We start from the raw sequence: 22,983 nt of genomic DNA, 5'->3' as shown, positions 1-22,983 counted from the left end.
ATTAACCTACTGACCCTTCTAGGGAAATCGCCAGCAATTTTTGCGCTTCTACAGCAAATTCCATTGGCAATTGTTTTAAAACCTCTTTAGCATATCCATTAACAATTAAAGCAATGGCAGTTTCTGTACTCAAACCACGCTGATTGCAATAAAAGATTTGATCTTCTCCTATTTTAGACGTCGTTGCTTCGTGTTCAACAGACGCTGTATTATTCTTCACTTCCAAATAAGGAAATGTATGTGCCCCGCATTTATCACCTAATAAAAGAGAATCACATTGTGAGAAATTCTTAGCTCCATCTGCTTTTCTAGCTACTTGAACTAAACCTCTGTAGGAGTTTTGCGAAAAACCAGCTGAAATACCCTTAGAAACAATGCGAGACTTAGAATGCTTACCTAGGTGTATCATTTTGGTCCCTGTATCAGCTTGCTGATAATTATTAGTAACAGCCACGGAATAAAACTCACCGATCGAATAATCCCCTTTTAAAATAACAGATGGATATTTCCAAGTTACGGCTGAACCAGTTTCTACTTGCGTCCATGATAGCTTCGAGTGAGCGCCATCACATATTCCACGCTTAGTCACAAAATTATAGATTCCACCCTTCCCTTCTTTATCTCCAGGATACCAATTTTGAACCGTCGAATACTTCACCTCGGCTCCAGCGTGCACATAAATCTCCACCACAGCTGCGTGCAATTGATTCTCATCACGCATAGGAGCAGTACAACCCTCTAAATAACTAACATAAGACTCATCTTCCGCCACGATTAAAGTACGCTCAAATTGACCTGTACCTGAAGCATTAATTCGGAAATAAGTAGACAATTCCATCGGGCAACGAACGCCTTTAGGTATATAACAAAATGAGCCATCTGAAAAAACAGCACTATTCAAGGCTGCAAAATAATTATCTTTAACGGGAACTACTGATCCTAAGTATTTTTTGATTAACTCAGGATATTCTCTTACGGCCTCTGAAATAGAGCAAAAAATCACCCCCTTCTCTAACAGGGTATCTTTAAAAGTGGTCGCGACAGAAACTGAGTCAATCACAGCATCAACTGCTACATTAGATAGACGTTTTTGCTCATCTAAAGAAATACCTAATTTTTCAAAAGTTCGGCGTAATTCTGGATCAATTTCATCTAAAGAATTTAACTGCTTCTTTTGAACTGGAGCAGAATAATACTTTAACTCATCGTATTTAGTGGGAGTATATAATAAATTAGCCCAATCAGGTTCCGCTAATGTTCTCCAATAACGATACGCTGATAAGCGCCACTCAAGCATCCAATCTGGTTCGTTCTTCTTTTCTGAAATAAAGTGAATAATGGATTCACTTAAACCAATAGGAGCTTCATCTGTCTCAAAATGAGATTCAAATCCGTATTTATAATCGGATGAAGTAACTTCTTGTAAAATATCGTCTACCTTCTCTGCCATGATTTTGCATTTAGATTACAAAATTACAAAAGGATTTTGGAGAAAAATAGACTTAGTTTAGAATTAGTCTAAACAATTATAATAAAGGTGTATTTCTTATTAAACTTTCTTCTAGAGAAATAAAAGTTTCTGTGCGTTGAATCCCAGTAACTCGCTGAATCTTATCGTGTAGTACTTCCCGCAAATGTTGGGTATCCCGACAAATTATTTTAACAAAAATAGAATAAATACCGGTCGTGTAGTGAATATTAACCACTTCTGGAATTTGTTCTAATTGCTTAGCTACATCTTCATATAAACTACTCTTATCTAAATAGATACCTAAAAAAGCCGTTATATCCCATCCTATTTTTGCATAATCAATCAATAACTGAGCTCCTTTTACTATACCCATCGATTCCATTTTTTTCATCCTTACATGAACCGTTCCACCAGATACATCTAATCTTGTTCCGATTTCGGTGTAGGGTAAATTAGCGTCTTTGACTAAAATTTCTAAAATTTTATAATCTAAAGGATCTAGCTCAAACTTCTTTTCCATTGAATTTTCGTAATTATATCAGGTACAAATTATAAATTATGCAAAAAAAGACATTTTTATTTGAAAAATTTTGAAAAATTAAAAATCTCCATCTATATTTGTCCTACTAATTATTGCAAAGGTAATAATTTTCACTGTAGGGTGATGAAATTGGCAGACGTGCCCTCCTGTCTCGGGGGTGGTGAGTTCAGGATAAACACGGCATAATGGGTTGACCACTAAATCAGTTCTGTGTCGAGGCTAACTGCACCTTGGAGGTTCGAATCCTTCTCCTACAGCTATTTAATTAAATTTGTTTTTAGTTTGTTGATGAAGTGTAATGTTAAAAGCAATCTTATTTTAAGATTGCTTTTTTATTAAATCATAAATCTATATATTTGATAGACAAACTAGTTTAAATCTATAGACCCCCATATCATGTCATTAAGATTAGGAGATATCGCACCAGACTTCAGTGCGGATACCACATTAGGACACATAAACTTCCATGAATTCATTGGAGATTCTTGGGTTTTAATATTTAGCCACCCAGCTGACTTTACGCCAGTATGTACAACTGAATTAGGGAAAACGGCTCTTTTAAATGGTGAATTTCAAAAACGCCAAGTGAAGCCTATCGCTATTTCAGTCGATAGCTTAGAATCCCATAATAAATGGGTGCCTGATATTGAAGAGGTTAATTCAGTGAAGATGAATTTCCCTATCATTGCTGATCCAGAGAAAACTGTTGCCTTGCTTTATGATATGATTCATCCGAATGCATCAGAAAAAGCCACTGTACGTTCAGTATTTGTAATAGGACCAGATAAGAAAATCAAATTAACACTTACCTACCCTGCTTCAACAGGTCGTAATTTTACAGAGATTTTACGTGTTATTGATTCCTTGCAATTGACAGCGAACTACCAGGTAGCTACGCCAGCTGATTGGGTTAACGGAGACGATGTAATCATTGTTCCGTCAGTTTCGAATGAGGATGCAGTGGCAAAATTCCCTAAAGGCTTTACTTCGGTTAAACCCTATTTACGCAAAACACCACAACCTAATTTGTAGAATTGCGTTATTTAATAAAATGCCAACATTCATGTAACGTGGATTTTGGCATTTTTTATTTTAAAAGGCTATTTTTGTAGCTCATTAATATAATCCGCATGTTATCAACAATAAATTTTACTTCTACCTCCGCTTATAAGGCACTTCAATCTGATCAAGAAAGATTAGCCTCTACTTCAATTGCCAATCTATTTGAAGGCGATTCTAAGAGACAAGCTATATACAGCCAAACATTTAATGATATCTTTTTTGATTTCTCGAAGAACTTAATTGATGAAAAAAGCTTTCAGTCATTAGTGGCTTTAGCAAAAGAATGTGGGTTAGAAGAGGCTATTAAAGCACAATTTAATGGGGATAAGATCAATCAAACAGAAGGACGTTCAGTTTTACATACAGCATTAAGAGCAAAATCTTCGGCATCGATTCTAGTAGATGGTGAAAATATTATTCCCAAAATTCAGGCTGTTAAAGCCCAAATGAAAGAATTTTCTGATAAAGTAATTTCAGGATCTTGGAAAGGGTATACAGGAAAAGAAATCACAGACGTAGTTAACATTGGCATAGGTGGTTCAGATTTAGGCCCAGTGATGGTCACTGAAGCTTTGAAACCCTATAAATCAAGATTAAATGTACACTTTGTCAGTAATGTGGACGGAACACACATCGCCGAAACATTAAAGAAAGTAAATCCGGAAACGACCTTGTTTTTAATTGCATCTAAAACATTTACTACGCAAGAAACAATGGCAAATGCTTTCTCTGCAAGAGATTGGTTTTTAGCCTCAGCAAAAGATAACGCAGCAGTTGCTAAGCATTTTGTAGCCTTATCTACTAATACAAAAGCGGTGGCGGAATTTGGAATAGATACCGCCAATATGTTTGTATTCTGGGATTGGGTAGGTGGTCGTTACTCTTTATGGTCCGCAATAGGTCTATCTATTTGTCTTGCAGCGGGATACGAGCATTTTGAAGCCCTATTAGCGGGTGCTGAAGCGATGGATTCGCATTTTGCCTCGGCTTCTTTTGAAAGTAATATTCCTGTTATTTTAGGCTTGCTAGGTATTTGGTACGTAAATTTCTTTAATGCACCTACTCATGCCATTTTACCTTATGATCAATATATGCACCGTTTTGCAGCTTATTTCCAACAAGGAGATATGGAATCGAATGGTAAAACAATTGATCGCACCGGAAAACGTGTTAACTATGCAACCGGTCCCGTTATTTGGGGTGAGCCAGGTACTAATGGACAACATGCCTTCTATCAATTAATTCACCAAGGAACACAAATGATTCCGGCTGATTTTATTGCCCCCGCTGTTACTCATAATAAAATCACAAATCACCATACCCTTTTAATGTCTAATTTCTTTGCTCAAACAGAAGCATTGATGAACGGGAAATCAAAAGAGGTAGTAGTTGCTGAATTACAAAAAGCAGGATTGAACGATGAAGAAGTGGAAAAATTAGCTCCTTTCAAGGTTTTTGAAGGAAATAAACCGACAAACTCATTCCTAATAAAACAACTAGATCCAGCGACATTAGGTTCGTTAATCGCGATGTATGAGCACAAGATATTTGTTCAAGGGGTGATTTGGAATATCTTCAGCTACGATCAATGGGGAGTAGAATTAGGAAAGCAATTAGCTAATTCCATTTTACCTGAATTAGAAAATAACGATAAAATCACTTCACATGACTCATCTACGAACGGATTGATTAATCAATTTAAAGCTTGGAGATAATTATTGCTTTAATAAAGTAATCATTTCAGCAATGGAGAGCAGATTCTGTTCTCCATTTTTCATATTTTTGATATTTGCTTTTCCTACCTTTAGTTCCTCTTCACCAATAACAGCTACAAAAGCTATCTTCTTTTTGTCAGCAAATTCAAAAGATTTCTTAATCTTCGCTACATCAGGATATACTTCCGTAGGAACACCAGCTTTACGCAATTCATTTGCCATCGATAAGCAGGCGTTTCGCCCAGCTGCATCAAAATAGGTAAACAAAATAGCACTTGCACTAGTAGCTATTTCAGGGAAAAGCTTTAACTCTTCCATTACATCTAAAATACGTTCAATTCCAAACGAAATACCTACCCCAGACATATTGGGTAAGCCAAAAGCAGAAGTTAAATCATCATAGCGACCTCCTCCTACAATCGATCCAAAAGGTAGATCAACTGCTTTACCTTCATATATTAATCCCGTATAATAACTTAAACCACGAGCTAATTTATAATCAAAAACCAAATTATCAGAGGAGAAGCCATTCGTTTCAGATAAACTTAAAACCTCTTTGATTTCGGTTAAACCCTGCAAACCAAGCACATTAGCATCAAAAAATTGACTTAGTTTTTCAATTTTAGCCTCATTAGAACCTTCAAATAAAACCAAATCCTTTATAGCCTCTACTTTCTGCTCTGTAAATCCGGTAGAAACCAATTCATCTGCCACTTTCTCCCAACCAATTTTATCTAATTTATCCAAAGCGACCGCAAAGGATGAAAAACGTGCACTTTCATCTAAGCGATCCACAATTCCAGCAAGAATCTTGCGTGAATTTAGAAAAAGATTTACCCGCAGTTTTAACGAGAAAAAAATAGATTGAAATAAAGCTATTAATTCAGCCTCATTTACTAAGGAATCGGAACCGATAATATCCGCATCGCATTGATAGAATTCCCGGTAACGGCCTCTTTGCGGACGATCTGCTCTCCATACAGGTTGAATTTGATAGCGTCGAAAAGGAAAGGCTAATTCATTACGATTCATCGCGACAAAACGAGCAAAAGGTACCGTAAGATCATAGCGAAGTCCTTTTTCGGAAATCTTATACGTTAAAGATTTAGAACCAGCATCTATGTCAGTAGGCTCTACTTTGGACAAATAATCTCCGCTATTTAATATTTTAAATAATAGCTGATCACCTTCTTCACCATACTTTCCAGTCAAGGTAGATAAGTTTTCAATAGCTGGTGTTTCAATTGTTTGAAACCCAAATCCTTGAAAATGAGTCTTAATAATGTCAAAAACGTAATTACGTTTTGCCATTTCGGTAGGACCAAAATCCCTAGTACCTCGAGCGTTTGCTGGTTTCTGCATGGTTGTAAAAAAACAAATTTAATTAATTATGCTATAATATTTTTGATAATAGTCGATTTTAGCTATTTTTGCAAACCAAATTATCAAAGACATGGCAGTAACTAGACTAAAACGTAAAGACAGAAGAAATAAAGCAGTAGCTAACAACAAGGTTGCAGCTATCAAAATCTTAAAGCAAAGACCAACCATCAAATTAGTTGATGTAGAAGCAATTAAAGCTAGCTTCGCTAAATAAGAATAATATTCTTTATATTTAAACCGGTTTATGCCGGTTTTTTTATGCACCATTAAATCCAATTCAACAATGAAAAAGACCTTATTTATCGTTTCTACCCTATTATTAGCCACTACAACGTCTATTTTAGCGCAAGATCACAGACACGTAAAAGTTAATCCTACTAACCCAAACGATACCGAATATTGGGAACCAAGTATCCCTGTTGTAACTCCAGGAACCATACCTTCGGATGCCGTCGTTTTATTTGATGGAAAAAATTTAGATAACTGGGAATCCGCAAAGGATGGTTCTCCAGCGCTTTGGAAAGTAGCAGAGGGAAAAATGACCGTAGTAGGTAAAACAGGTAATATTTCTACAAAAGAAAAATTCACAAACTACCAATTGCACATTGAATGGCAATCCCCTATCGAGCCAGAAACCTTAAAAAGTCAAGGAAAAGGAAATAGTGGTGTATTTATGCAGGGTATGTATGAGGTTCAAGTAATGAACTCCTACCAAAACCCAACCTATCGTAATGGTCAGGCTGGTGCCATTTACAAGCAATCACCTCCCCTAGTGAATGCTTCATCTAAAATGGGGGATTGGAATACGTATGATATTATTTATACGGCTCCCCTATTTACCACTAATGGAGGAATCGAAACACCTGCTTATATAACAGTTATTCACAATGGAATTGTCGTTCAAAATCATACAAAGATTCAAGGAACAACGGAATATATCGGACAACCTTTGAATCCAGTTCATGGACCCGGACCTATCAGTTTACAAGACCACGGAAATGCGGTTAGCTATCGCAATATTTGGTTAAGAAAAATGTAATTAATTTCTTAATTTTGGAGGGAAGGTTTTCAACAGAGAAGCCTTCCCTTTTTTTGTTTCTATGAAATACCTTATCAGCTGGGTTTTACGATTTATCCCGAGAAAATTCATTCAATTATTCGCACATCGACTGATTAAAATTTACAGCATTTTCTTACAAGGAAATAAAGTTTATTGCCCCGTTTGTGATCATTCATTTCGTCATTTCTTGCCTTACGGGCGTCTAACACCACGGGAAAACGCTCTTTGCCCCTCCTGCCTAAGCCTAGAACGTCATCGATTGATGTTCTTATATTTAAAAAACGAAACAGCCTTTTTTACAGAGAAGCCCCATTTATTGCATATTGCTCCTGAGTATTGCTTTATTGAACGTTTTGAAAATAATCTAGGGGACCAATATATAACAGCGGATATTGAAAGTCCTTTGGCAAAAGTAAAAATGGACTTGCATGATATTCCTTTCGAGGATAATACCTTCGATGTGGTATTTTGTAATCATGTTTTAGAGCACGTAAAGGATGATGTTCGTTGTATGCAAGAAATCAGACGTGTATTAAAGCCATCGGGTTTTGCATTATGCCAAAGTCCACAACGTTACGATCTTGCAACTACGTATGAAGACGCTAGCATTACCGACCCAAGAGAACGAGAAATTCATTTTTTACAAGATGATCACTTGCGTATTTATGGCCGAGATTATGGAACGCAATTAGAGAAATCAGGCTTTAAAGTAGAGCCCGTAAATCTAATCGAGAAATTAGGTCTAAGTGAAAGTACAAGAATGGCTTTACCTTTAGAAGAAATTATATACGTTTGTCGAAAATAAGATGAGATATACCCCATTTTCAGCTGAATTATTCAAAAAGAATCGCGCGAAATTGTACGCACAATTACCGCCTAAATCTATTGTAGTCATCAGTTCAAATGACATTATGCCTACTAATGCGGATGGCACAATGGGATTCAGACAGAATAGTGATCTATTTTATTTATCGGGATTAGATCAAGACGAGACCTTATTAATCTTATATCCTGATGCACCCGAACCACAATGGAGAGAAATAGCCTTTGTCAGAGAAACATCAGAACTCATTGAGATTTGGGAAGGACATAAATACACCAAGGAGGAAGCCACCTCTATTTCTGGAATTAAAAATATCCAGTGGGTTTCTAACTTTGACACCCTACTAAAAACCTTAATTTATTCTGCAACTAACTTGTATCTAACAGATAATGAGCATTTGCGTAACGCATCGTCTGTTCAAACACAAAATGCTAGACTAGGGATAACATTAAAAAATACCTATCCCTCGCATACGATTAGTCGCCTAGCTCCTATCTTGAGCGATTTACGTATGCAAAAAGAGCCTGAGGAATTAACGGCTTTGCAGGAGGCTTGTGATATCACCGAAAAAGGATTTAGGCGAGTTTTAAACTTTACTAAACCAGGAGTAACAGAATACGAAATCGAAGCTGAATTTATTCATGAATTTACTCGGAATCGTTCTGAAGGTTTTGCCTATACTCCGATCATTGCGTCAGGTTCGAATGCCTGTGTGCTACATTATATTGACAATGCACTGCCATGTAGAGACGGAGATGTGCTCCTATTAGACGTGGGGGCATCCTATGCTAATTATAACGCGGACATGACTCGGACTATTCCCGTAAATGGTCGATTTAACCCGCGTCAAAAACAAGTTTATCAAGCCGTTCATTCTGTTCTTGACTTTGCAACTAGAATCATGCAGCCAGGTATTTTTTGGGTAGATTACCAAAAAGAAGTCGAACGTTTCATGGAGGGTCAACTAATAGATTTAGGCTTATTTTCAAGGGTGGATGTCGGGAATCAAAACCCAGCGAATCCTTTGTTCAAAAAATACTTCATGCACGGGGTAGCGCATCATCTAGGGTTAGATGTACATGATGTTTGGGATAAATACAAACCTTTTCAGGAAGGCATGGTTTTAACGTGTGAACCTGGTATTTATATCCAAGAAGAGGGATTAGGTATCCGTTTAGAAAATAACCTAGTGATAAAAAAGGGAGAGAATATTAATTTGATGAAAAATATTCCATTGAATTGGGAGGAAATTGAAGATTTAATGAATCAATAAAACGGGTTAACTGCCTTGTTTTGGCTATATTTGTAGCTTAGTTAACGGGGTCCGCCCTGAGGAGAAATAATTCTATATGAAACACCTGCGTAATTTTTGCATCATTGCCCATATTGATCACGGTAAAAGTACGTTAGCCGATCGATTAATTGAATTCACGAATACCGTTCAAAAGCGAGATATGATGAATCAATTGCTCGATGATATGGACTTAGAACGCGAACGTGGAATCACCATAAAATCACATGCTATTCAAATGCAATACCCAAAAGACGGAGTATTGTATACGTTCAACTTAATAGATACGCCCGGTCACGTCGATTTCTCCTATGAGGTTTCTCGTTCAATCGCTGCTTGCGAAGGTGCTTTATTAATTGTGGATGCGTCTCAAGGTATTGAAGCACAAACCATTTCTAATCTCTATTTAGCTATCAGCCATGATTTAGAAATCATTCCTGTTTTAAACAAGATTGATTTACCTGGGGCTATGCCGGATGAAGTTTCTGACCAAATCATTGACTTAATTGGCTGTAAAAAAGAAGACATTATTCATGCCTCTGGTAAAGAAGGAATAGGTATACAAGACATTTTAGATGCGGTAGTAGCACGCATTCCGGCCCCTAAAGGTAATCCTGAAGGCTCATTACAAGCTTTAATTTTTGATTCTACTTTTAATTCATACCGAGGTATCGAAGTAATTTTCCGCGTATATAATGGAGAAATTCGCAAAGGGGATAAAGTAAAGTTTATCAATACAGGTAAAGAATACTATGCGGATGAAATAGGCACCTTAGGTTTAGAGCAAGAGCCCAAACAAATTATTAAAACGGGTGACGTAGGCTACTTAATATCGGGTATTAAAGAGGCTAAAGAAGTAAAAGTCGGTGATACCATTACCCAAGTAGTTAATCCTTGCTTAACGGCTATTCAAGGTTTTGAAGAAGTAAAACCAATGGTTTTTGCGGGTATTTATCCAGTAGAGACGTCTGAATTTGAAGATCTTCGCGATGCGATGGAAAAACTGCAGCTAAATGATGCGTCCCTTGTTTGGGAACCAGAAACATCGGCAGCCCTGGGTTTTGGCTTTCGTTGTGGTTTCCTTGGCATGTTGCACATGGAAATTGTGCAAGAACGTTTAGAACGCGAATTTGATATGACTGTCATTACGACAGTACCCTCAGTAAAATTTAAGGTAATTACGACTGCAAAGGAAGAATTGTGGGTCTCTGCTCCTGCAGAATTGCCAGAACCTAATTTAATCGACATCATTGAAGAACCGTACATTAAAGCACAAATCATCACAAAGTCTGAATATACGGGCGTGATTATGAGTCTTTGTATGGACAAGCGCGGGATTTTAGTCAATCAAATTTACTTGACAACGGATCGCGTTGAGTTAACGTTTGACATGCCATTATCTGAAGTTGTTTTTGACTTCTTTGATCGCTTAAAGACGATTTCTAGAGGGTATGCTTCACTCGATTACGAATACAAAGATTACGAACCAGGTGACATGGTTAAGTTAGATATCATGTTAAACGGGGACAAAGTAGATGCCTTATCTGCCATTGTCCACCGGGATAAGGCCTATGATTGGGGAAAGCGTTTGTGTGAGAAATTACGTGAATTGATCCCGAGACAACAATTTGAGATTGCGATTCAAGCGGCAATTGGTCTGAAGATCATCGCTAGAGAAACGGTGAAGGCATTGCGTAAGGATGTTTTGGCCAAATGTTATGGTGGAGATATCTCGCGTAAACGTAAATTATTAGAGAAGCAGAAGAAAGGTAAAAAACGCATGCGACAAGTAGGAAACGTCGAAATCCCACAAGAAGCATTTATGGCCGTTCTGAAACTTGATTAAAGAGAATAATTATCTCATAAAATTTTTAAAAACAGGGTTTAAGGCGTAATTTTAAACTTTCAAATAAAATAAGATGGCTGAAGTTATTAGAATGCCTAAGATGAGCGATACCATGCTAGAAGGTGTGATCGCAAACTGGCTAAAAAAGGAGGGCGACGTTATCAAATCTGGTGACATTATTGCTGAAGTTGAAACAGACAAAGCAACAATGGAATTAGAAAATTATGAAGACGGTACTTTGCTATACATTGGCGTAAAGGTGGGTGAAGCTGTTCCTGTGGATGGCATCATCGCTATTGTTGGTAAACCGGGTGAAGATTATTCATCCTTATTAGCTGCACCAGCATCCACTCCTGCTTCAGCTCCTGTAGCTTCAGAACCTGTTTCCTCATCAGTTGCACCAGTAGCAGAAGCAATTGCAGCAAGTGTTGATTTAAGCGGAGTAAAAGCTGCCGCGGTTCGTATGCCTAAAATGAGCGATACGATGATTGAAGGCGTGATTGCTAAATGGCTAAAAGCCGTAGGTGATGTCGTTAAAAGCGGAGATATTATCGCTGAAGTAGAGACAGATAAAGCCACCATGGAATTAGAAAACTATGAAGATGGCACTTTATTATATATTGGAGCAAAAGAAGGTCAAGGGGTTATCGTAGATGGCATTATTGCTATCGTAGGTGAGCCTGGTGCTAATTATCAGTTAATATTAGATGCAGAGGCAAATCCTAAGGCGTCTGCTCCTGCTCCAGCAGTGTCTGCGCCAGCTGCATCTGCACCGGCGGTAGCAACCGTGGCGGCTAGTGCACCTGCACCAGTAATAACTAAAGCACCAGTAGCAGAAGAAAAAACAGCAGCGAAACCAGGTGCTGATTCTAAAGCGAGTCCATTAGCTCGTGCTTTGGCAAAAGAAAAAGGATATAACTTAAACTGGATCACGGGAACGGGAGAAGGTGGCCGAATCACAAAAGCAGATATAGAAGAATACAATCCTAGTTCAGGAGGAGCAAACGCTAATTTTACGGGTGGTGTGGAGAGTTTCGAAGACATTCCGAACAGCCAAATGCGTAAAACGATTGCGCGTCGTCTATCTGAGTCTAAATTTAGTGCTCCAGAATTCTATCTAACGATGGAAATCAATATGGACAAGGCAATGGAAGCTCGTGTTAGCATGAACGATACATTCCCTATAAAAATATCCTTCAATGATATGGTGATAAAAGCAACTGCTTTATCATTAGCAAAACACCCGAAAGTTAATTCGTATTGGATGGAAGACCGTATTCGTGTGAACAAACATGTGCACATCGGTATGGCTGTGGCGGTTGAAGACGGATTGTTAGTACCTGTTATTCGTTTCGCGTCAGAGAAATCGATTGCGCAAATTTCAGCAGAGGCTAAAGATTTAGGCGCTAAGGCTAAGAATAAATTATTGCAACCTAAAGATTGGGAGGGTAATACATTTACCGTTTCTAATTTAGGTATGTTTGGCATTGATCAGTTTACATCAATCATTAACTCCCCTGAGTCTTGTATTTTAGCTGTAGGTGGAATTAAAGAGACCGTAGGTGTAAAGAATGGTCAATTCTATGCTACGAACATTATGAAACTAACTTTGACATGTGATCATCGCGTGGTAGACGGTGCAACAGGGGCTGCGTTCCTGTTAACCCTAAAACAATACCTGGAGGACCCAATCAAAATGTTTTTATAAAATTGATTCTGCAAGCCTCGAATAACATCGAGGCTTGCTTTTTTAGATATATACCCTAATGAGCACAACTACAATTCGAATTGCTGTACAAAAGTCTGGACGCTTAAGTGATGATTCTTTAAAGTTATTTAAAGAATGTGGAATAAAATTTGAATCAGGAGGATCTAAGCTTCGTTCGATATCTAGCAACTTCCCCGTTGAATTTTTATTCCTACGTGATGATGATATTCCAGGTTACGTGGAAGATGGCGTAGCTGATCTAGGAGTGATCGGTTTAAACGTATTAATGGAACACACCCGAAAAGTGGATATTGTTAAAGAATTAGGTTTCTCTAAGTGCCGACTTTCTTTAGCCGTACCAAGAAGTGAGAAGTATACGGATTTAAGCTTTTTTGAAGGTAAAAGTATCGCTACGTCTTATCCTAATTTAACGAGTCAATTTTTACAAGCGAATGGCGTAAAAGCTGAAACGCACGAGATCTCTGGTTCAGTAGAAATCGCTCCTAGCATAGGTTTAGCTGAAGCCATATGCGACATTGTTTCCACAGGTGGAACTTTATTAAGTAACGGATTAAAAGAGGTTGCCACAGTCTTCCAAAGTCAAGCTGTCATGATTTCTAACTCATCTTTGAGTCCTGAAAAGAAAGCACTTTTAGCTAAGCTTTTATTTAGAATTGACTCCGTGCAACGCGGCCAAAATGCTAAATATGTAGTATTAAATGTTCAAGAAGAGAATATACAGAAGGTTACCGCTTTATTGCCTGGGATGAAATCACCTTCTATCCTACCGCTAGCTGAAAAAGGTTGGTTTTCACTACATTCTGTAATAGAAGAGAATGATTTTTGGAACATCATAGAGAACCTACGTGATGCGGGTGCAGAAGGTATTTTAGTGTTACCAATTGAAAAAATGATTCTTTAATTATGTTTAAGCAAATTCAATATCCATCTCGATCAGAATACGCTAGCATTTGCGAAAGACCTTCTCTAGAGCAAGGAACCCTTGAGTCATTAATTGCCGATGTCTTTACTCAGGTAAAAAAGTCAGGGGATCAAGCCTTACGTGATTTAACGGCTACTTTCGAAAAGAGAGAAATTACAGATATCTTATATACCGCAGATGAAATTAGTCAAAAAGCGGCTCAAACAGATCTAACTTTACAAAAAGCAATTGATCAGGCTTATGCGAATATTTATACCTTTCATGAGGCCCAGAAATTAGTTTCCACTAAAATTGAGGTTAATCCAGGAGTTTTCTGTTGGCAAAAAGCAACGGGTATAGATAAAGTAGGTATTTATATTCCAGGAGGAACTGCTCCTCTATTTTCTACCGTTTTAATGTTAGCGATACCAGCTCGCATTGCGGGTTGTCTAGAGGTTGTACTTTGTACGCCAGGAGTTCACCCAGCTATTTTTTATGCCGCTAAACTTTGTGGTATTACGAAGATGGCCAAAGTCGGTGGATCTCAGGCTATCGCTGCTTTAAGTGTCGGAACAGAAAGTGTTCCTGCGGTATATAAAATTTTTGGTCCTGGAAATCAATATGTAACAGCTGCAAAAATGTATGCTAATAGGTTAGGAACAGCCATTGATATGCCAGCAGGTCCTTCCGAGGTGGCTGTATATGCTGATTCTACTGCTATTCCCTCTTATATCGCTTCCGATCTACTTTCACAGGCAGAACATGGAATAGATTCACAGGTCATTCTAGTAAGTACTTCCGCTGACATTATATCAGATACAATCTCAGAAATCGAATCACAGTGGATAGCTCTACCGAGAAAAGAATTAGCCGAAAAAGCTTTGGCCAATTCTAAATTCGTATTAGTAGCTAACGAAAAAGATGCCTTAGATTTATTAAACGAATATGCAGCGGAACACTTAATCTTAGCCTGCGATAAGGCGGAAGCATTCGCAGATGACATTCGAAATGCCGGCTCTATTTTCTTAGGTAATTATACACCAGAATCTGCGGGTGATTATGCTTCAGGAACAAACCACACACTTCCTACCAATGGATTTGCAAGAGCTTATTCTGGAGTTAATTTAGATTCATTTACTAAAAAAATTACTTTACAGTCCATCTCAAAAGAGGGTTTAACCCAATTAGGGGAAACCATTATTACCATGGCAGAAGCAGAATCGCTTCAGGCGCACGCTAATGCCGTTAAAGTTAGATTAAATCGCTTATGAATTTCAAAACATTCATATTAGAGCATATTTGGAACTTAAAACCTTATTCATCTGCAAGAGATGAATTTAAAGGGAAAGAGGGCGTATTTTTAGATGCGAATGAAAACCCAGTAGGATCAGGCCTTTCCGAAAAATGGAATCGTTACCCTGATCCCCTTCAATTAGCTATAAAAGAACAAATTGCAGCGATTAAGTCTTGTCACACAGATCAGATATTCTTGGGAAATGGATCTGATGAGGCTATCGATTTAATCATGCGAATGACTTGTCAGTCAGGAGTACACAATATTATTCTTTGCCCTCCTACGTATGGAATGTACGAAGTGAGTGCCTCCATTAATAACATCGAGCAGCGAAAAGTTAGTCTTACAAAGGATTATCAATTAGATGTAGCCGGTATTCTGCAATCCATAGACGAGAATACACGCTTATTATTCATCTGTTCACCTAATAATCCGACAGGCAATAAGCTGAAACGATCTGATATCTATTCCTTAACCGCATCTTTTAAAACAGGATTTATTATCATCGATGAGGCTTATATTGATTTTTCAGATGAACCTAGTTTCGTATTAGAATTAGCTCAATATCCTTCATTGATTGTTTTGCAAACACTTTCTAAAGCATACGGGCTCGCCTCCCTTCGCCTAGGAATGGCTTTTGCAGATTCGGCCATCATAGCATTACTTAATAAGATTAAACCACCCTATAATATAGGAGGTGCCACTCAGGAAATTGTAGTCAAGGCTTTAGCTAACCCTCATTTTAAGAAAGAATCTGTAGCCTTGATTTTGGCAGAAAGAACCCGATTAGTAGAGAGGTTATCATCAATTAAGGAAGTTGTCAAAATTTATCCCTCCGATGCTAATTTTATCTTAGTGCATTTTAAAAATGCCAATAAATTATTTGACTATTTAATTGAATCCAAACTAATCACCAGAAATCGAAGTTCTGTGGCATTATGTGAAGATTCTATTCGAATAACGGTTGGGATATCAGAAGAAAACGATAAATTAGTTTATCTAATCACAAAATTCTATTCAGCCTAAGATGTTGAAACGTATTTGCCTATTCGTATTTCTATTTTGTAGCCTTTCAGTAGCAAAGGCACAGATGAAAGATTGGGCAGCGGGTTTTAGAGTAGGAGAACCGGGCGGTTTTATGGTTAAACGTTATTTGCCTAGTGGAAAAAATGCGGTAGAATTTAATTTTGGATCATATGGTGGACTTTGGGGAACAAATCGTTCTTATCAAGGTGGCTCCTTTCAAAACATCGGCTTCTCCGTAAACGCGCTTTATTTATGGCATCGCCCTACCCTAGTCAACTCTGATTTACATTATTATTATGGAGCGGGTCCTCAGTTTGTTTCCAGAAATTTGTTCTTAGATAATTCCATATTCCCCGAAACAAAGCGTGGATTAGGAGCTGCCAGTATAGCAGGATTAGAGTATTTCCCTATTGATGCACCTAATTTATCCTTCTTTGCTGAATTAGGCCTATACACAGAACTATTGCCCAATCCATTTTTTCTACACATACAAGGCGGTGTAGGGGTAAAAGTAAATTTTTAATGGGGATGTAGCTCAGTTGGCTAGAGCGCTTGCATGGCATGCAAGAGGTCGTCGGTTCGAGCCCGATCTTCTCCACTTATAAACGATCTTTAAAAGATGCGTATCCAAAGGACTTAAGTAGTTGAAATTGACCAATTTTGTCAATTTTACCTATACTGGGTAGATTAACGCCATTAAAAGTCGTCGTCTTCACCATCGTATAATGAATCATATCTTCTAAGATGATTTCATCCCCGATAAGTAGTGGTTTTTCAAAAGAATAATCTCCATAAAAATCCCCCGCTAGACAGGTCATTCCTCCAAAACGATAAGTAGGCTTTCCTTTTTCAGGCACAGAATTAGCACCCCGAATTCGTGGCTTATAGGGCATTTCCAATGTATCTGGCATATGTGCAGCAAAGGAAACATCTAAAATGGCCACCGTAATACCAGCTGATTCCACTATGTCTAAAACTGTCGATTTCAAAAAACCAGTTTGCCAGCCCACAGCTGAACCTGGTTCTAGAATGATCTGCAGGTTAGGATATTTTTCGCGGTATCTTTTTAATAGAGTGATTAAATGCGCCACATCGTAATCATCTTTGGTAATTAAATGACCACCCCCTAGATTCAACCATTTGAGAGATGGCAATAAATCACCGAATTTCTCCTCAATTACCGCTAATGTGCGTTCCAAAACGAAAGAGTCATTCTCGCAAAGTGTGTGTGAATGCAATCCTTCAATCCCAGCAGGTAATTCACCTAAATCTGAACGGCGGATACCTAGACGAGAACCAGCCACGCAAGGATTATACATCTCAGTTTCCACCTCAGCATATTCTGGATTTATGCGAAGACCACAGGAGATACCATCTTTATGGGCACGATCTTTAAATTGATGGTATTGATTCAGCGAATTAAAGGTGATATGGCCCGCGTAACGGGCAAGTTCGTCCCATTCTGATTCTAAATACGCAGGAGAATAGATATGAGGTCTAACACCCATTTCTTCATTAGCTAAGCGAGCTTCATTCAAAGAGCTGGCTGTAGCTCCCGCTAAATATTGTTTGACTAAGGGAAATTCGTGGTAAAAAGAGAAACCTTTTAAAGCACAAATAATTTCAATACCTGCCTCCTGTTGAACTTTATGTAAAAGTTCCAGATTATTAATCAATAAATTTTCCTCCAATACATAACAAGGAGATGGAATTGAAGGATAATAAGACATATTAATATTCGTGAGGTAAGGTGATATTATGCAGTTCATCCCAAGGTAAACCGTGGATATTTAATAATTCCATAAAAGGATCTGGATTAAATTCCTCGACGTTAAATACACCAGGGGTAAACCAAGTGCCATCTACCATTAAGGACGCTCCTATCATAGCAGGCACTCCAGTTGTATAACTAACTCCCTGAGCTTGAACTTCTTTATAACAATCCGCATGATGGCAATTATTCCAAACATAGTAAGTCACATCCTTGCCGTCTTTTATACCTTTGATTTGGCAACCTATAGAAGTTTGGCCTGAATAATTCTCCCCTAATGAACCAGGTTCTGGTAAGACAGCCTTAAGAAACTCTAAAGGAACAATATCCATTCCTTTAAATTTAATAGGAGCAATCGAAGTCATACCTACGTTTTGTAAAACCTCTAAATGCGTTAAATACGCTTGACCAAAAGTCATCCAAAAACGCGCTCTCTTTAACGTGGAAAAGTTCTTTGTTAAAGATTCTAGTTCTTCGTGAAATAATAAATAAGATTCCTTAGGCCCTATATTAGGGTAATCAATCGCTTTGTGAATGGACATAGGCTCAATTTCAATCCATTGTCCGTTTTCCCAATATTTACCTTTTTGAGTTATCTCACGGATATTTATTTCCGGATTAAAATTCGTTGCAAAAGCCTTTCCATGATCACCTGCATTGCAATCGATGATATCCAGGTAATGCATCTCATCGAAGTAATGCTTGTTAGCATAAGAGGTATAGACTCCAGTTACACCCGGATCAAAACCACAGCCTAATAAAGCCATTAGTCCGGCCTTCTTGAATTTATCTTGATAAGCCCATTGCCAGGAGTACTCAAACTTAGCTTCCTCTTTAGGCTCGTAATTAGCTGTATCTAAATAATGAACGCCTGCTTCAAGGCAAGCATCCATGATAGTTAAATCTTGGTAGGGTAAAGCAACATTTATCACCATAAATGGCTTTTCTTCTTGAAATAGAGCCACTAACTCCGGTACATTATCCGCATCTACTTTCCTTGTTTTAATCACTGTGGGTAAACCAATAGCGGCGCATTCAGCTGCTATTGCATCACATTTAGATAAAGTACGGGAAGCTAAAACGATTTCAGAAAAAGAGGCTGGATTCATCGCACATTTTTTTACGACTACATTACCTACACCACCTGCACCAATAATTACAATTTTTTTAGACATATCATTTTAAAAAGAAATGCAAAAATAGTACATCAAAGGCTAAAAACCATATTAATTTTTAAATGGACGTATTATTTTGACAATCTTATCGAGCCAAAATTTTTGCATTAGTCGGTCCTCTCTTACACCATAGGTAGTGCTAGCATGGATAAATGTTATATCGGGCTTTTCTTTGGTAATTAATCCAACATGACTAATCAAACCTATTTTACCAGTCGCAAAAAATACCCAATCCCCTAATTCCACATCGTTAAGTAAAACTTCAGTGCCAAAATCAGCCTGATCTACTGATACACGAGGAATTTTAACATCATTTTTAAAATAAACAGTATATAGTAAACCAGAACAATCCATTCCTTTAGAGTCTATTCCTCCATATTTATAAGGAACCCCTTTGAACTTCTTAGCCTCCTTAATGATTCCTTTTATCTCAGCGGAACTGTAATAAGAGGCTCCAGAACGATGAAATATACGCTTCACAAACGAGCAAGAGTCTACAATTAATACGATGAAACTTAACAGAAGTATTCGCTTAAACATAGACTAATTCTTTAGATTCTACATAAATCAAAACCCCTTCTGTGACCTGATGGCCCATGGAAACCAAAGTTTGCTTATATCGGTTTATTTGATCGTGGTGTTCTAGTTTAGGCTTACCTGTTTTAAAATCAATAACTTGTAAAGCGCCATCTACCTTATTAACCCGATCCGGCCTAATTATTTTTCCGTCAGGGCACAATAAATCTACTTCCTTAAAGACTAACTGATCTTTATTAAAGAAAGATTGAACTTTAGGAATCGCTAATAAGGCGTCTAATAAAGATACATCTAAAGAAGATTTAGCACGTAATGCAGGCCAAGAATCCATATCAGGCAATTGCGCTAATAAATCGTGCAATTGATTTCCTATTTCTCTTTTTTTAGAAGCTGAAGTATATAAATCGGATTTTGCTGTATTTATCCGGAAGTGAATAGGTGGAATTGCTTCACCCATTTGAATTCGAACGCATTTTTCTATTGAATTTAATTGATCATGATTTAAGAAAGGAATAAGCGCTGAGTCTGAAAAAGAAAAATAAGACATGTTCCAGGGTGTCTCACCCATGAAATTAGGAATTAAAGTAGCTGGCCCCATTACTGATAGAGCGTAATCATACACTAATTTTCCTACCGAATTCTCATAGGTTGAAATAGTCTTACTGTGCATTTCTGGATCAGGGACTGTCAATAAAAGATGTAATGATTGCTTAGGACGTGTCGTGGCTACATAGAGCATATTTAAAGCATCTAAGAAAATAGCTTCTTTCTCCGCCTGTGTCTGATTTGCTAAAGCTGGAAAAGCTAAAACTTCCGGCGAATTTACTCGACCATACACCTGTTGTAAGCGTCTCTCATCCCCCATCCTTAAATCCGAAGATTCTTCCTCCCCTAGTTCATACCAAATCTTTTCTGAATCAGCTTGAAAAGTCCAATTAACAAAAGGGACAATTACAACTGGGTATTCTAAACCTTTCGATTTATGAATACTTGAAATCGTTACAGCATCATCCACATTAGAACTAGAAATGCAATACGAATTTCTATTTTGATTAAAATGTTGTAAAAAGCCAGCTATCAATTTGTCCTTTAAAAGAACATACTCATTTAATACATCTAAAAATTTCCAGAGGTATTCCTGACCACTAGCGTGATTTAGTAAGTCAAAAGCAGATACTAAATCATAAACCCAATGTAGTAGATCTGAAAAATCAGGGATTTTAATATTTTTTTGTTGGAAGTAAATTGTAGCATTAAATAAAGCGGAATCCCCTGGTAAAGAAGCTACATAATCTACCTCTTCCTGAGTGACTTGTTGTCCTTGTATTTCGGCATATTGATAGAGTAGCTCATATAAATAAAGTGATTCTTTCGGATTCTCATATAGGGCTAAGAATGACAATAAAAAACCAACAATAGGCGAATAATGAACTAATAAGGAATCAGATGAAATAACAGGAATACCCTTCTCCTTTAATCGCAAGGCTAAATAACGCGAATGTTTATTTTTCCTAGTTAATACAGCTAAGTCCTTGTATCTAAATCCTTTGTCACGATTTTGCTGAATCAAATTTAATACCTGCTCAAACATGAATTCATGCTCAGGCTCAGTAAATCCATAGGTCTCTTTCGATTTATGGTATACTAATAAATCCACTTTTCCATTAAATGTTGACGCAGCGACCTTCGCATTTTGCTTTAAATTAAGTCCGTACAAAGGAGTAATTAAAGGACATAAAGTAAGCACCTTATCATTCTCAGTTAAAGAATGATAGAACGCATTATTGAATTCAACCACCTCCCTAGAGCTACGGTAATTATCATTCAAAGCTTTGGGCCCTATTTGATTCAACAAATAATCAAAACGCTGTTCATCTAATGAATCCTCCATAAAATGACTAGAAACTAAAGAAGGATCTTGTGTGGCTAAAGAGGCAATAAGGCTTACTTCTCCACCTCTAAACTTATAAATAGATTGCTTCGCATCTCCCACTAATAAACTACGCTTTCCGATAGAAGTAGCATTTTCAATTAGCGGCATAAAATTCTTCCATTGCAAAATAGACGTATCCTGAAACTCATCGATGAAAATATGAAAATAACGATCCCCCAGTTTCTCATAAATAAATGGAATCGGGTCATTTGAAATCACCTCATATACTCTTTTCGAAAATTCTGATATCGGAATAGCTGCATTTTCTTGCTGATACAAACGCATTTCTCGCTGAATCAAATTAAGTAAGGCGATTTTTTTCAAATCCTTTAAAACCCAATGTAGAAAACGATAACGTTTACCATAGAGGTCTTGCAGATTCAAAAATTGGGTCCCTAGTCTAGATAAATCGGCGGAATTGCTTTCAATCAAAAACTTGTCGGCAGTGGAAGCTTTAGAAGATGTCCACGTGTTATTTTCAATAGCGGAACGAAGGTAGGCATAAGGTTTATCCGCTACTTCTGGCTTCGCATAAATCGATTTCATAATTCCAATAGGGCCTTTAGCACCTTGGAAATACATCGAATCTTCTACACCTATGGATGAAATAGTTTCCAAAAACGAATGAGCTATTTCTTTTACCTCTATAACCATCTGCTCCATCGTTTGGCGCAATTGATTTTCTAATCGAAGAAAATCACTGGTTTGGAAAGGAGCTAATTGAGGTTCAATCGCCAGAAATTTTTCTTCTAACGTTATCTTCAAGAAGGAATGAAGGTTTTCGCGCATGTGATTCCAATTTCGACCTTCCGCAATCTCCTGATTTGCAAAAGATAATATCAATTCACTTAATTCTTGATCCCCTGTACTGTTAACTTGTTCTAAAAGTTGATTAATCAATTCATGAATAAGTCCATTCGAATCCAATAAAACCTCATATTGAGTGGGCAAATTTAATTCATCCACAAAAGACGCGCTTAGGCGCTGGACAAAAGAATCAATCGTCATTACAGAAAACAATCCGTAATCCTGTAAGATTTGCTGCAGGGTTGTCGCTGACCGTAAGGCTAATTCTTCATACGATAAATGAATACCGTCTTCGGCTAATTCCGATTGAACTTTTTCTAAAATAGCCACAACATTAGGCTGTTCGGTAATAGATGTATGTTCAAATTTGGGATAATCGGATAAACCTGCTAAAAAATGTAAAATTCTTTGGCGCATTTCCTCTGCCGCTTTTATGGTAAAAGTGACAGCTAAAATACGTCTGAAATATCCTTTCGTTTCTACCTCACAGAGCGCCATCTTGATATACTCAATGGTTAAGGTATAGGTTTTACCTGATCCCGCTGAAGCTGAAAAGAGCGTAATTTGTTGAGGTTTCATTCAAATATTATTAAGAATGCAAGATAAAATAAAAATAGG

At 37.5% G+C, this 22,983-nt stretch carries 19 protein-coding genes and 1 tRNA gene; 13 read left to right on the top strand and 7 right to left on the bottom strand.

From position 1 onward, the window contains the following. Window position 1: 1 nt before the first annotated feature. The gene (gene sufB / locus ACST14_RS01460) at window positions 2-1,450 is read right to left on the bottom strand and encodes a Fe-S cluster assembly protein SufB (protein WP_459459836.1); all 1,449 of its coding nucleotides are present in this window, start codon (window positions 1,448-1,450) and stop codon (window positions 2-4) included. Between the two features lie 76 nt (window positions 1,451-1,526). After that, window positions 1,527-1,991: an Lrp/AsnC ligand binding domain-containing protein gene (locus ACST14_RS01455; RefSeq protein ID WP_459459834.1), complete on the bottom strand. Its 465-nt coding sequence runs from the start codon at window positions 1,989-1,991 to the stop codon at window positions 1,527-1,529. 417 nt (window positions 1,992-2,408) lie between these two features. Here ACST14_RS01455 and ACST14_RS01450 point away from each other — a divergent pair, with 417 nt between their 5' ends. Continuing rightward, entirely contained in the window at window positions 2,409-3,044 is a 636-nt protein-coding gene (locus ACST14_RS01450; RefSeq protein ID WP_459459832.1) for a peroxiredoxin, read from the top strand. Between the two features lie 98 nt (window positions 3,045-3,142). Further along, complete coding sequence (gene pgi / locus ACST14_RS01445; protein ID WP_459459830.1) at window positions 3,143-4,789, top strand: glucose-6-phosphate isomerase; 1,647 nt, start codon at window positions 3,143-3,145, stop codon at window positions 4,787-4,789. Here pgi and hisS read toward each other — a convergent pair whose 3' ends face one another. After that, a complete protein-coding gene (hisS, locus tag ACST14_RS01440) occupies window positions 4,790-6,151 on the bottom strand; it encodes a histidine--tRNA ligase (protein ID WP_459459828.1) in 1,362 nt (453 codons plus the stop codon). Between the two features lie 91 nt (window positions 6,152-6,242). Here hisS and ACST14_RS01435 point away from each other — a divergent pair, with 91 nt between their 5' ends. The 11 genes from ACST14_RS01435 (at window position 6,243) to ACST14_RS01385 (ending at window position 16,740) form a co-directional block, all read left to right on the top strand. Then, window positions 6,243-6,386, top strand: coding sequence for a hypothetical protein (locus ACST14_RS01435; protein WP_459459826.1), 144 nt, complete (start codon window positions 6,243-6,245; stop codon window positions 6,384-6,386). 69 nt (window positions 6,387-6,455) lie between these two features. Continuing rightward, a complete protein-coding gene (locus ACST14_RS01430) occupies window positions 6,456-7,211 on the top strand; it encodes a 3-keto-disaccharide hydrolase (protein ID WP_459459824.1) in 756 nt (251 codons plus the stop codon). Between the two features lie 283 nt (window positions 7,212-7,494). Then, complete coding sequence (locus tag ACST14_RS01425) at window positions 7,495-8,037, top strand: class I SAM-dependent methyltransferase (RefSeq protein ID WP_459459822.1); 543 nt, start codon at window positions 7,495-7,497, stop codon at window positions 8,035-8,037. 1 nt (window position 8,038) lies between these two features. Next, window positions 8,039-9,328, top strand: a complete 1,290-nt coding sequence (locus ACST14_RS01420; protein WP_459459820.1) for an aminopeptidase P family protein — start codon at window positions 8,039-8,041, stop codon at window positions 9,326-9,328. 76 nt (window positions 9,329-9,404) lie between these two features. After that, complete coding sequence (lepA, locus tag ACST14_RS01415; protein WP_459459818.1) at window positions 9,405-11,192, top strand: translation elongation factor 4; 1,788 nt, start codon at window positions 9,405-9,407, stop codon at window positions 11,190-11,192. A 73-nt stretch (window positions 11,193-11,265) separates the two neighbouring features. Further along, the gene (locus tag ACST14_RS01410; protein ID WP_459459816.1) at window positions 11,266-12,900 is read left to right on the top strand and encodes a 2-oxo acid dehydrogenase subunit E2; all 1,635 of its coding nucleotides are present in this window, start codon (window positions 11,266-11,268) and stop codon (window positions 12,898-12,900) included. 58 nt (window positions 12,901-12,958) lie between these two features. After that, window positions 12,959-13,822 carry an ATP phosphoribosyltransferase gene (gene hisG, locus ACST14_RS01405; RefSeq protein ID WP_459459814.1) on the top strand — a complete coding sequence of 288 codons (864 nt, stop codon included), beginning with the start codon at window positions 12,959-12,961 and terminating at the stop codon, window positions 13,820-13,822. A 2-nt stretch (window positions 13,823-13,824) separates the two neighbouring features. Beyond that, window positions 13,825-15,093, top strand: a complete 1,269-nt coding sequence (gene hisD, locus ACST14_RS01400; RefSeq protein ID WP_459459812.1) for a histidinol dehydrogenase — start codon at window positions 13,825-13,827, stop codon at window positions 15,091-15,093. Further along, window positions 15,090-16,142 (top strand): histidinol-phosphate transaminase, encoded by a 1,053-nt coding sequence (hisC, locus tag ACST14_RS01395; RefSeq protein ID WP_459459810.1) that lies wholly within the window; start codon window positions 15,090-15,092, stop codon window positions 16,140-16,142. Before hisD ends, hisC begins: the two co-directional genes overlap by 4 nt. Window position 16,143: 1 nt before the next feature. Then, entirely contained in the window at window positions 16,144-16,665 is a 522-nt protein-coding gene (locus ACST14_RS01390) for a hypothetical protein (protein WP_459459808.1), read from the top strand. A gap of 1 nt (window position 16,666) precedes the next feature. Further along, window positions 16,667-16,740: transfer RNA gene (locus tag ACST14_RS01385), tRNA-Ala, on the top strand. Between the two features lies 1 nt (window position 16,741). Here the strand turns inward: ACST14_RS01385 and nspC are convergent. The 4 genes from nspC to ACST14_RS01365 are packed head-to-tail and all read right to left on the bottom strand — an operon-like array spanning window position 16,742 to window position 22,944. Then, complete coding sequence (nspC, locus tag ACST14_RS01380; RefSeq protein WP_459459806.1) at window positions 16,742-17,872, bottom strand: carboxynorspermidine decarboxylase; 1,131 nt, start codon at window positions 17,870-17,872, stop codon at window positions 16,742-16,744. 1 nt (window position 17,873) lies between these two features. After that, window positions 17,874-19,088: a saccharopine dehydrogenase family protein gene (locus ACST14_RS01375; RefSeq protein ID WP_459459804.1), complete on the bottom strand. Its 1,215-nt coding sequence runs from the start codon at window positions 19,086-19,088 to the stop codon at window positions 17,874-17,876. 51 nt (window positions 19,089-19,139) lie between these two features. After that, the gene (locus ACST14_RS01370) at window positions 19,140-19,628 is read right to left on the bottom strand and encodes a C40 family peptidase (RefSeq protein ID WP_459459802.1); all 489 of its coding nucleotides are present in this window, start codon (window positions 19,626-19,628) and stop codon (window positions 19,140-19,142) included. Further along, window positions 19,621-22,944: a UvrD-helicase domain-containing protein gene (locus ACST14_RS01365; RefSeq protein WP_459459800.1), complete on the bottom strand. Its 3,324-nt coding sequence runs from the start codon at window positions 22,942-22,944 to the stop codon at window positions 19,621-19,623. The genes ACST14_RS01370 and ACST14_RS01365 overlap by 8 nt, the downstream gene beginning before the upstream one ends. Window positions 22,945-22,983 lie beyond the last annotated feature (39 nt).

It is taken from the genome of Aquirufa sp. A-Brett2-15D (genome assembly GCF_054558735.1).
Note: the sequence above shows the minus strand (reverse complement) of the source record. Positions and strands in the feature narration are given on the sequence as shown.

Coding starts and splice junctions, on each gene's coding strand:
- sufB (WP_459459836.1), bottom strand. CDS start 1,450: ATGGCAGAGAAGGTAGACGATATTTTACAAGAAGTTACTTCATCCGAT.
- ACST14_RS01455 (WP_459459834.1), bottom strand. CDS start 1,991: ATGGAAAAGAAGTTTGAGCTAGATCCTTTAGATTATAAAATTTTAGAA.
- ACST14_RS01450 (WP_459459832.1), top strand. CDS start 2,409: ATGTCATTAAGATTAGGAGATATCGCACCAGACTTCAGTGCGGATACC.
- pgi (WP_459459830.1), top strand. CDS start 3,143: ATGTTATCAACAATAAATTTTACTTCTACCTCCGCTTATAAGGCACTT.
- hisS (WP_459459828.1), bottom strand. CDS start 6,151: ATGCAGAAACCAGCAAACGCTCGAGGTACTAGGGATTTTGGTCCTACC.
- ACST14_RS01435 (WP_459459826.1), top strand. CDS start 6,243: ATGGCAGTAACTAGACTAAAACGTAAAGACAGAAGAAATAAAGCAGTA.
- ACST14_RS01430 (WP_459459824.1), top strand. CDS start 6,456: ATGAAAAAGACCTTATTTATCGTTTCTACCCTATTATTAGCCACTACA.
- ACST14_RS01425 (WP_459459822.1), top strand. CDS start 7,495: ATGTTCTTATATTTAAAAAACGAAACAGCCTTTTTTACAGAGAAGCCC.
- ACST14_RS01420 (WP_459459820.1), top strand. CDS start 8,039: ATGAGATATACCCCATTTTCAGCTGAATTATTCAAAAAGAATCGCGCG.
- lepA (WP_459459818.1), top strand. CDS start 9,405: ATGAAACACCTGCGTAATTTTTGCATCATTGCCCATATTGATCACGGT.
- ACST14_RS01410 (WP_459459816.1), top strand. CDS start 11,266: ATGGCTGAAGTTATTAGAATGCCTAAGATGAGCGATACCATGCTAGAA.
- hisG (WP_459459814.1), top strand. CDS start 12,959: ATGAGCACAACTACAATTCGAATTGCTGTACAAAAGTCTGGACGCTTA.
- hisD (WP_459459812.1), top strand. CDS start 13,825: ATGTTTAAGCAAATTCAATATCCATCTCGATCAGAATACGCTAGCATT.
- hisC (WP_459459810.1), top strand. CDS start 15,090: ATGAATTTCAAAACATTCATATTAGAGCATATTTGGAACTTAAAACCT.
- ACST14_RS01390 (WP_459459808.1), top strand. CDS start 16,144: ATGTTGAAACGTATTTGCCTATTCGTATTTCTATTTTGTAGCCTTTCA.
- nspC (WP_459459806.1), bottom strand. CDS start 17,872: ATGTCTTATTATCCTTCAATTCCATCTCCTTGTTATGTATTGGAGGAA.
- ACST14_RS01375 (WP_459459804.1), bottom strand. CDS start 19,088: ATGTCTAAAAAAATTGTAATTATTGGTGCAGGTGGTGTAGGTAATGTA.
- ACST14_RS01370 (WP_459459802.1), bottom strand. CDS start 19,628: ATGTTTAAGCGAATACTTCTGTTAAGTTTCATCGTATTAATTGTAGAC.
- ACST14_RS01365 (WP_459459800.1), bottom strand. CDS start 22,944: ATGAAACCTCAACAAATTACGCTCTTTTCAGCTTCAGCGGGATCAGGT.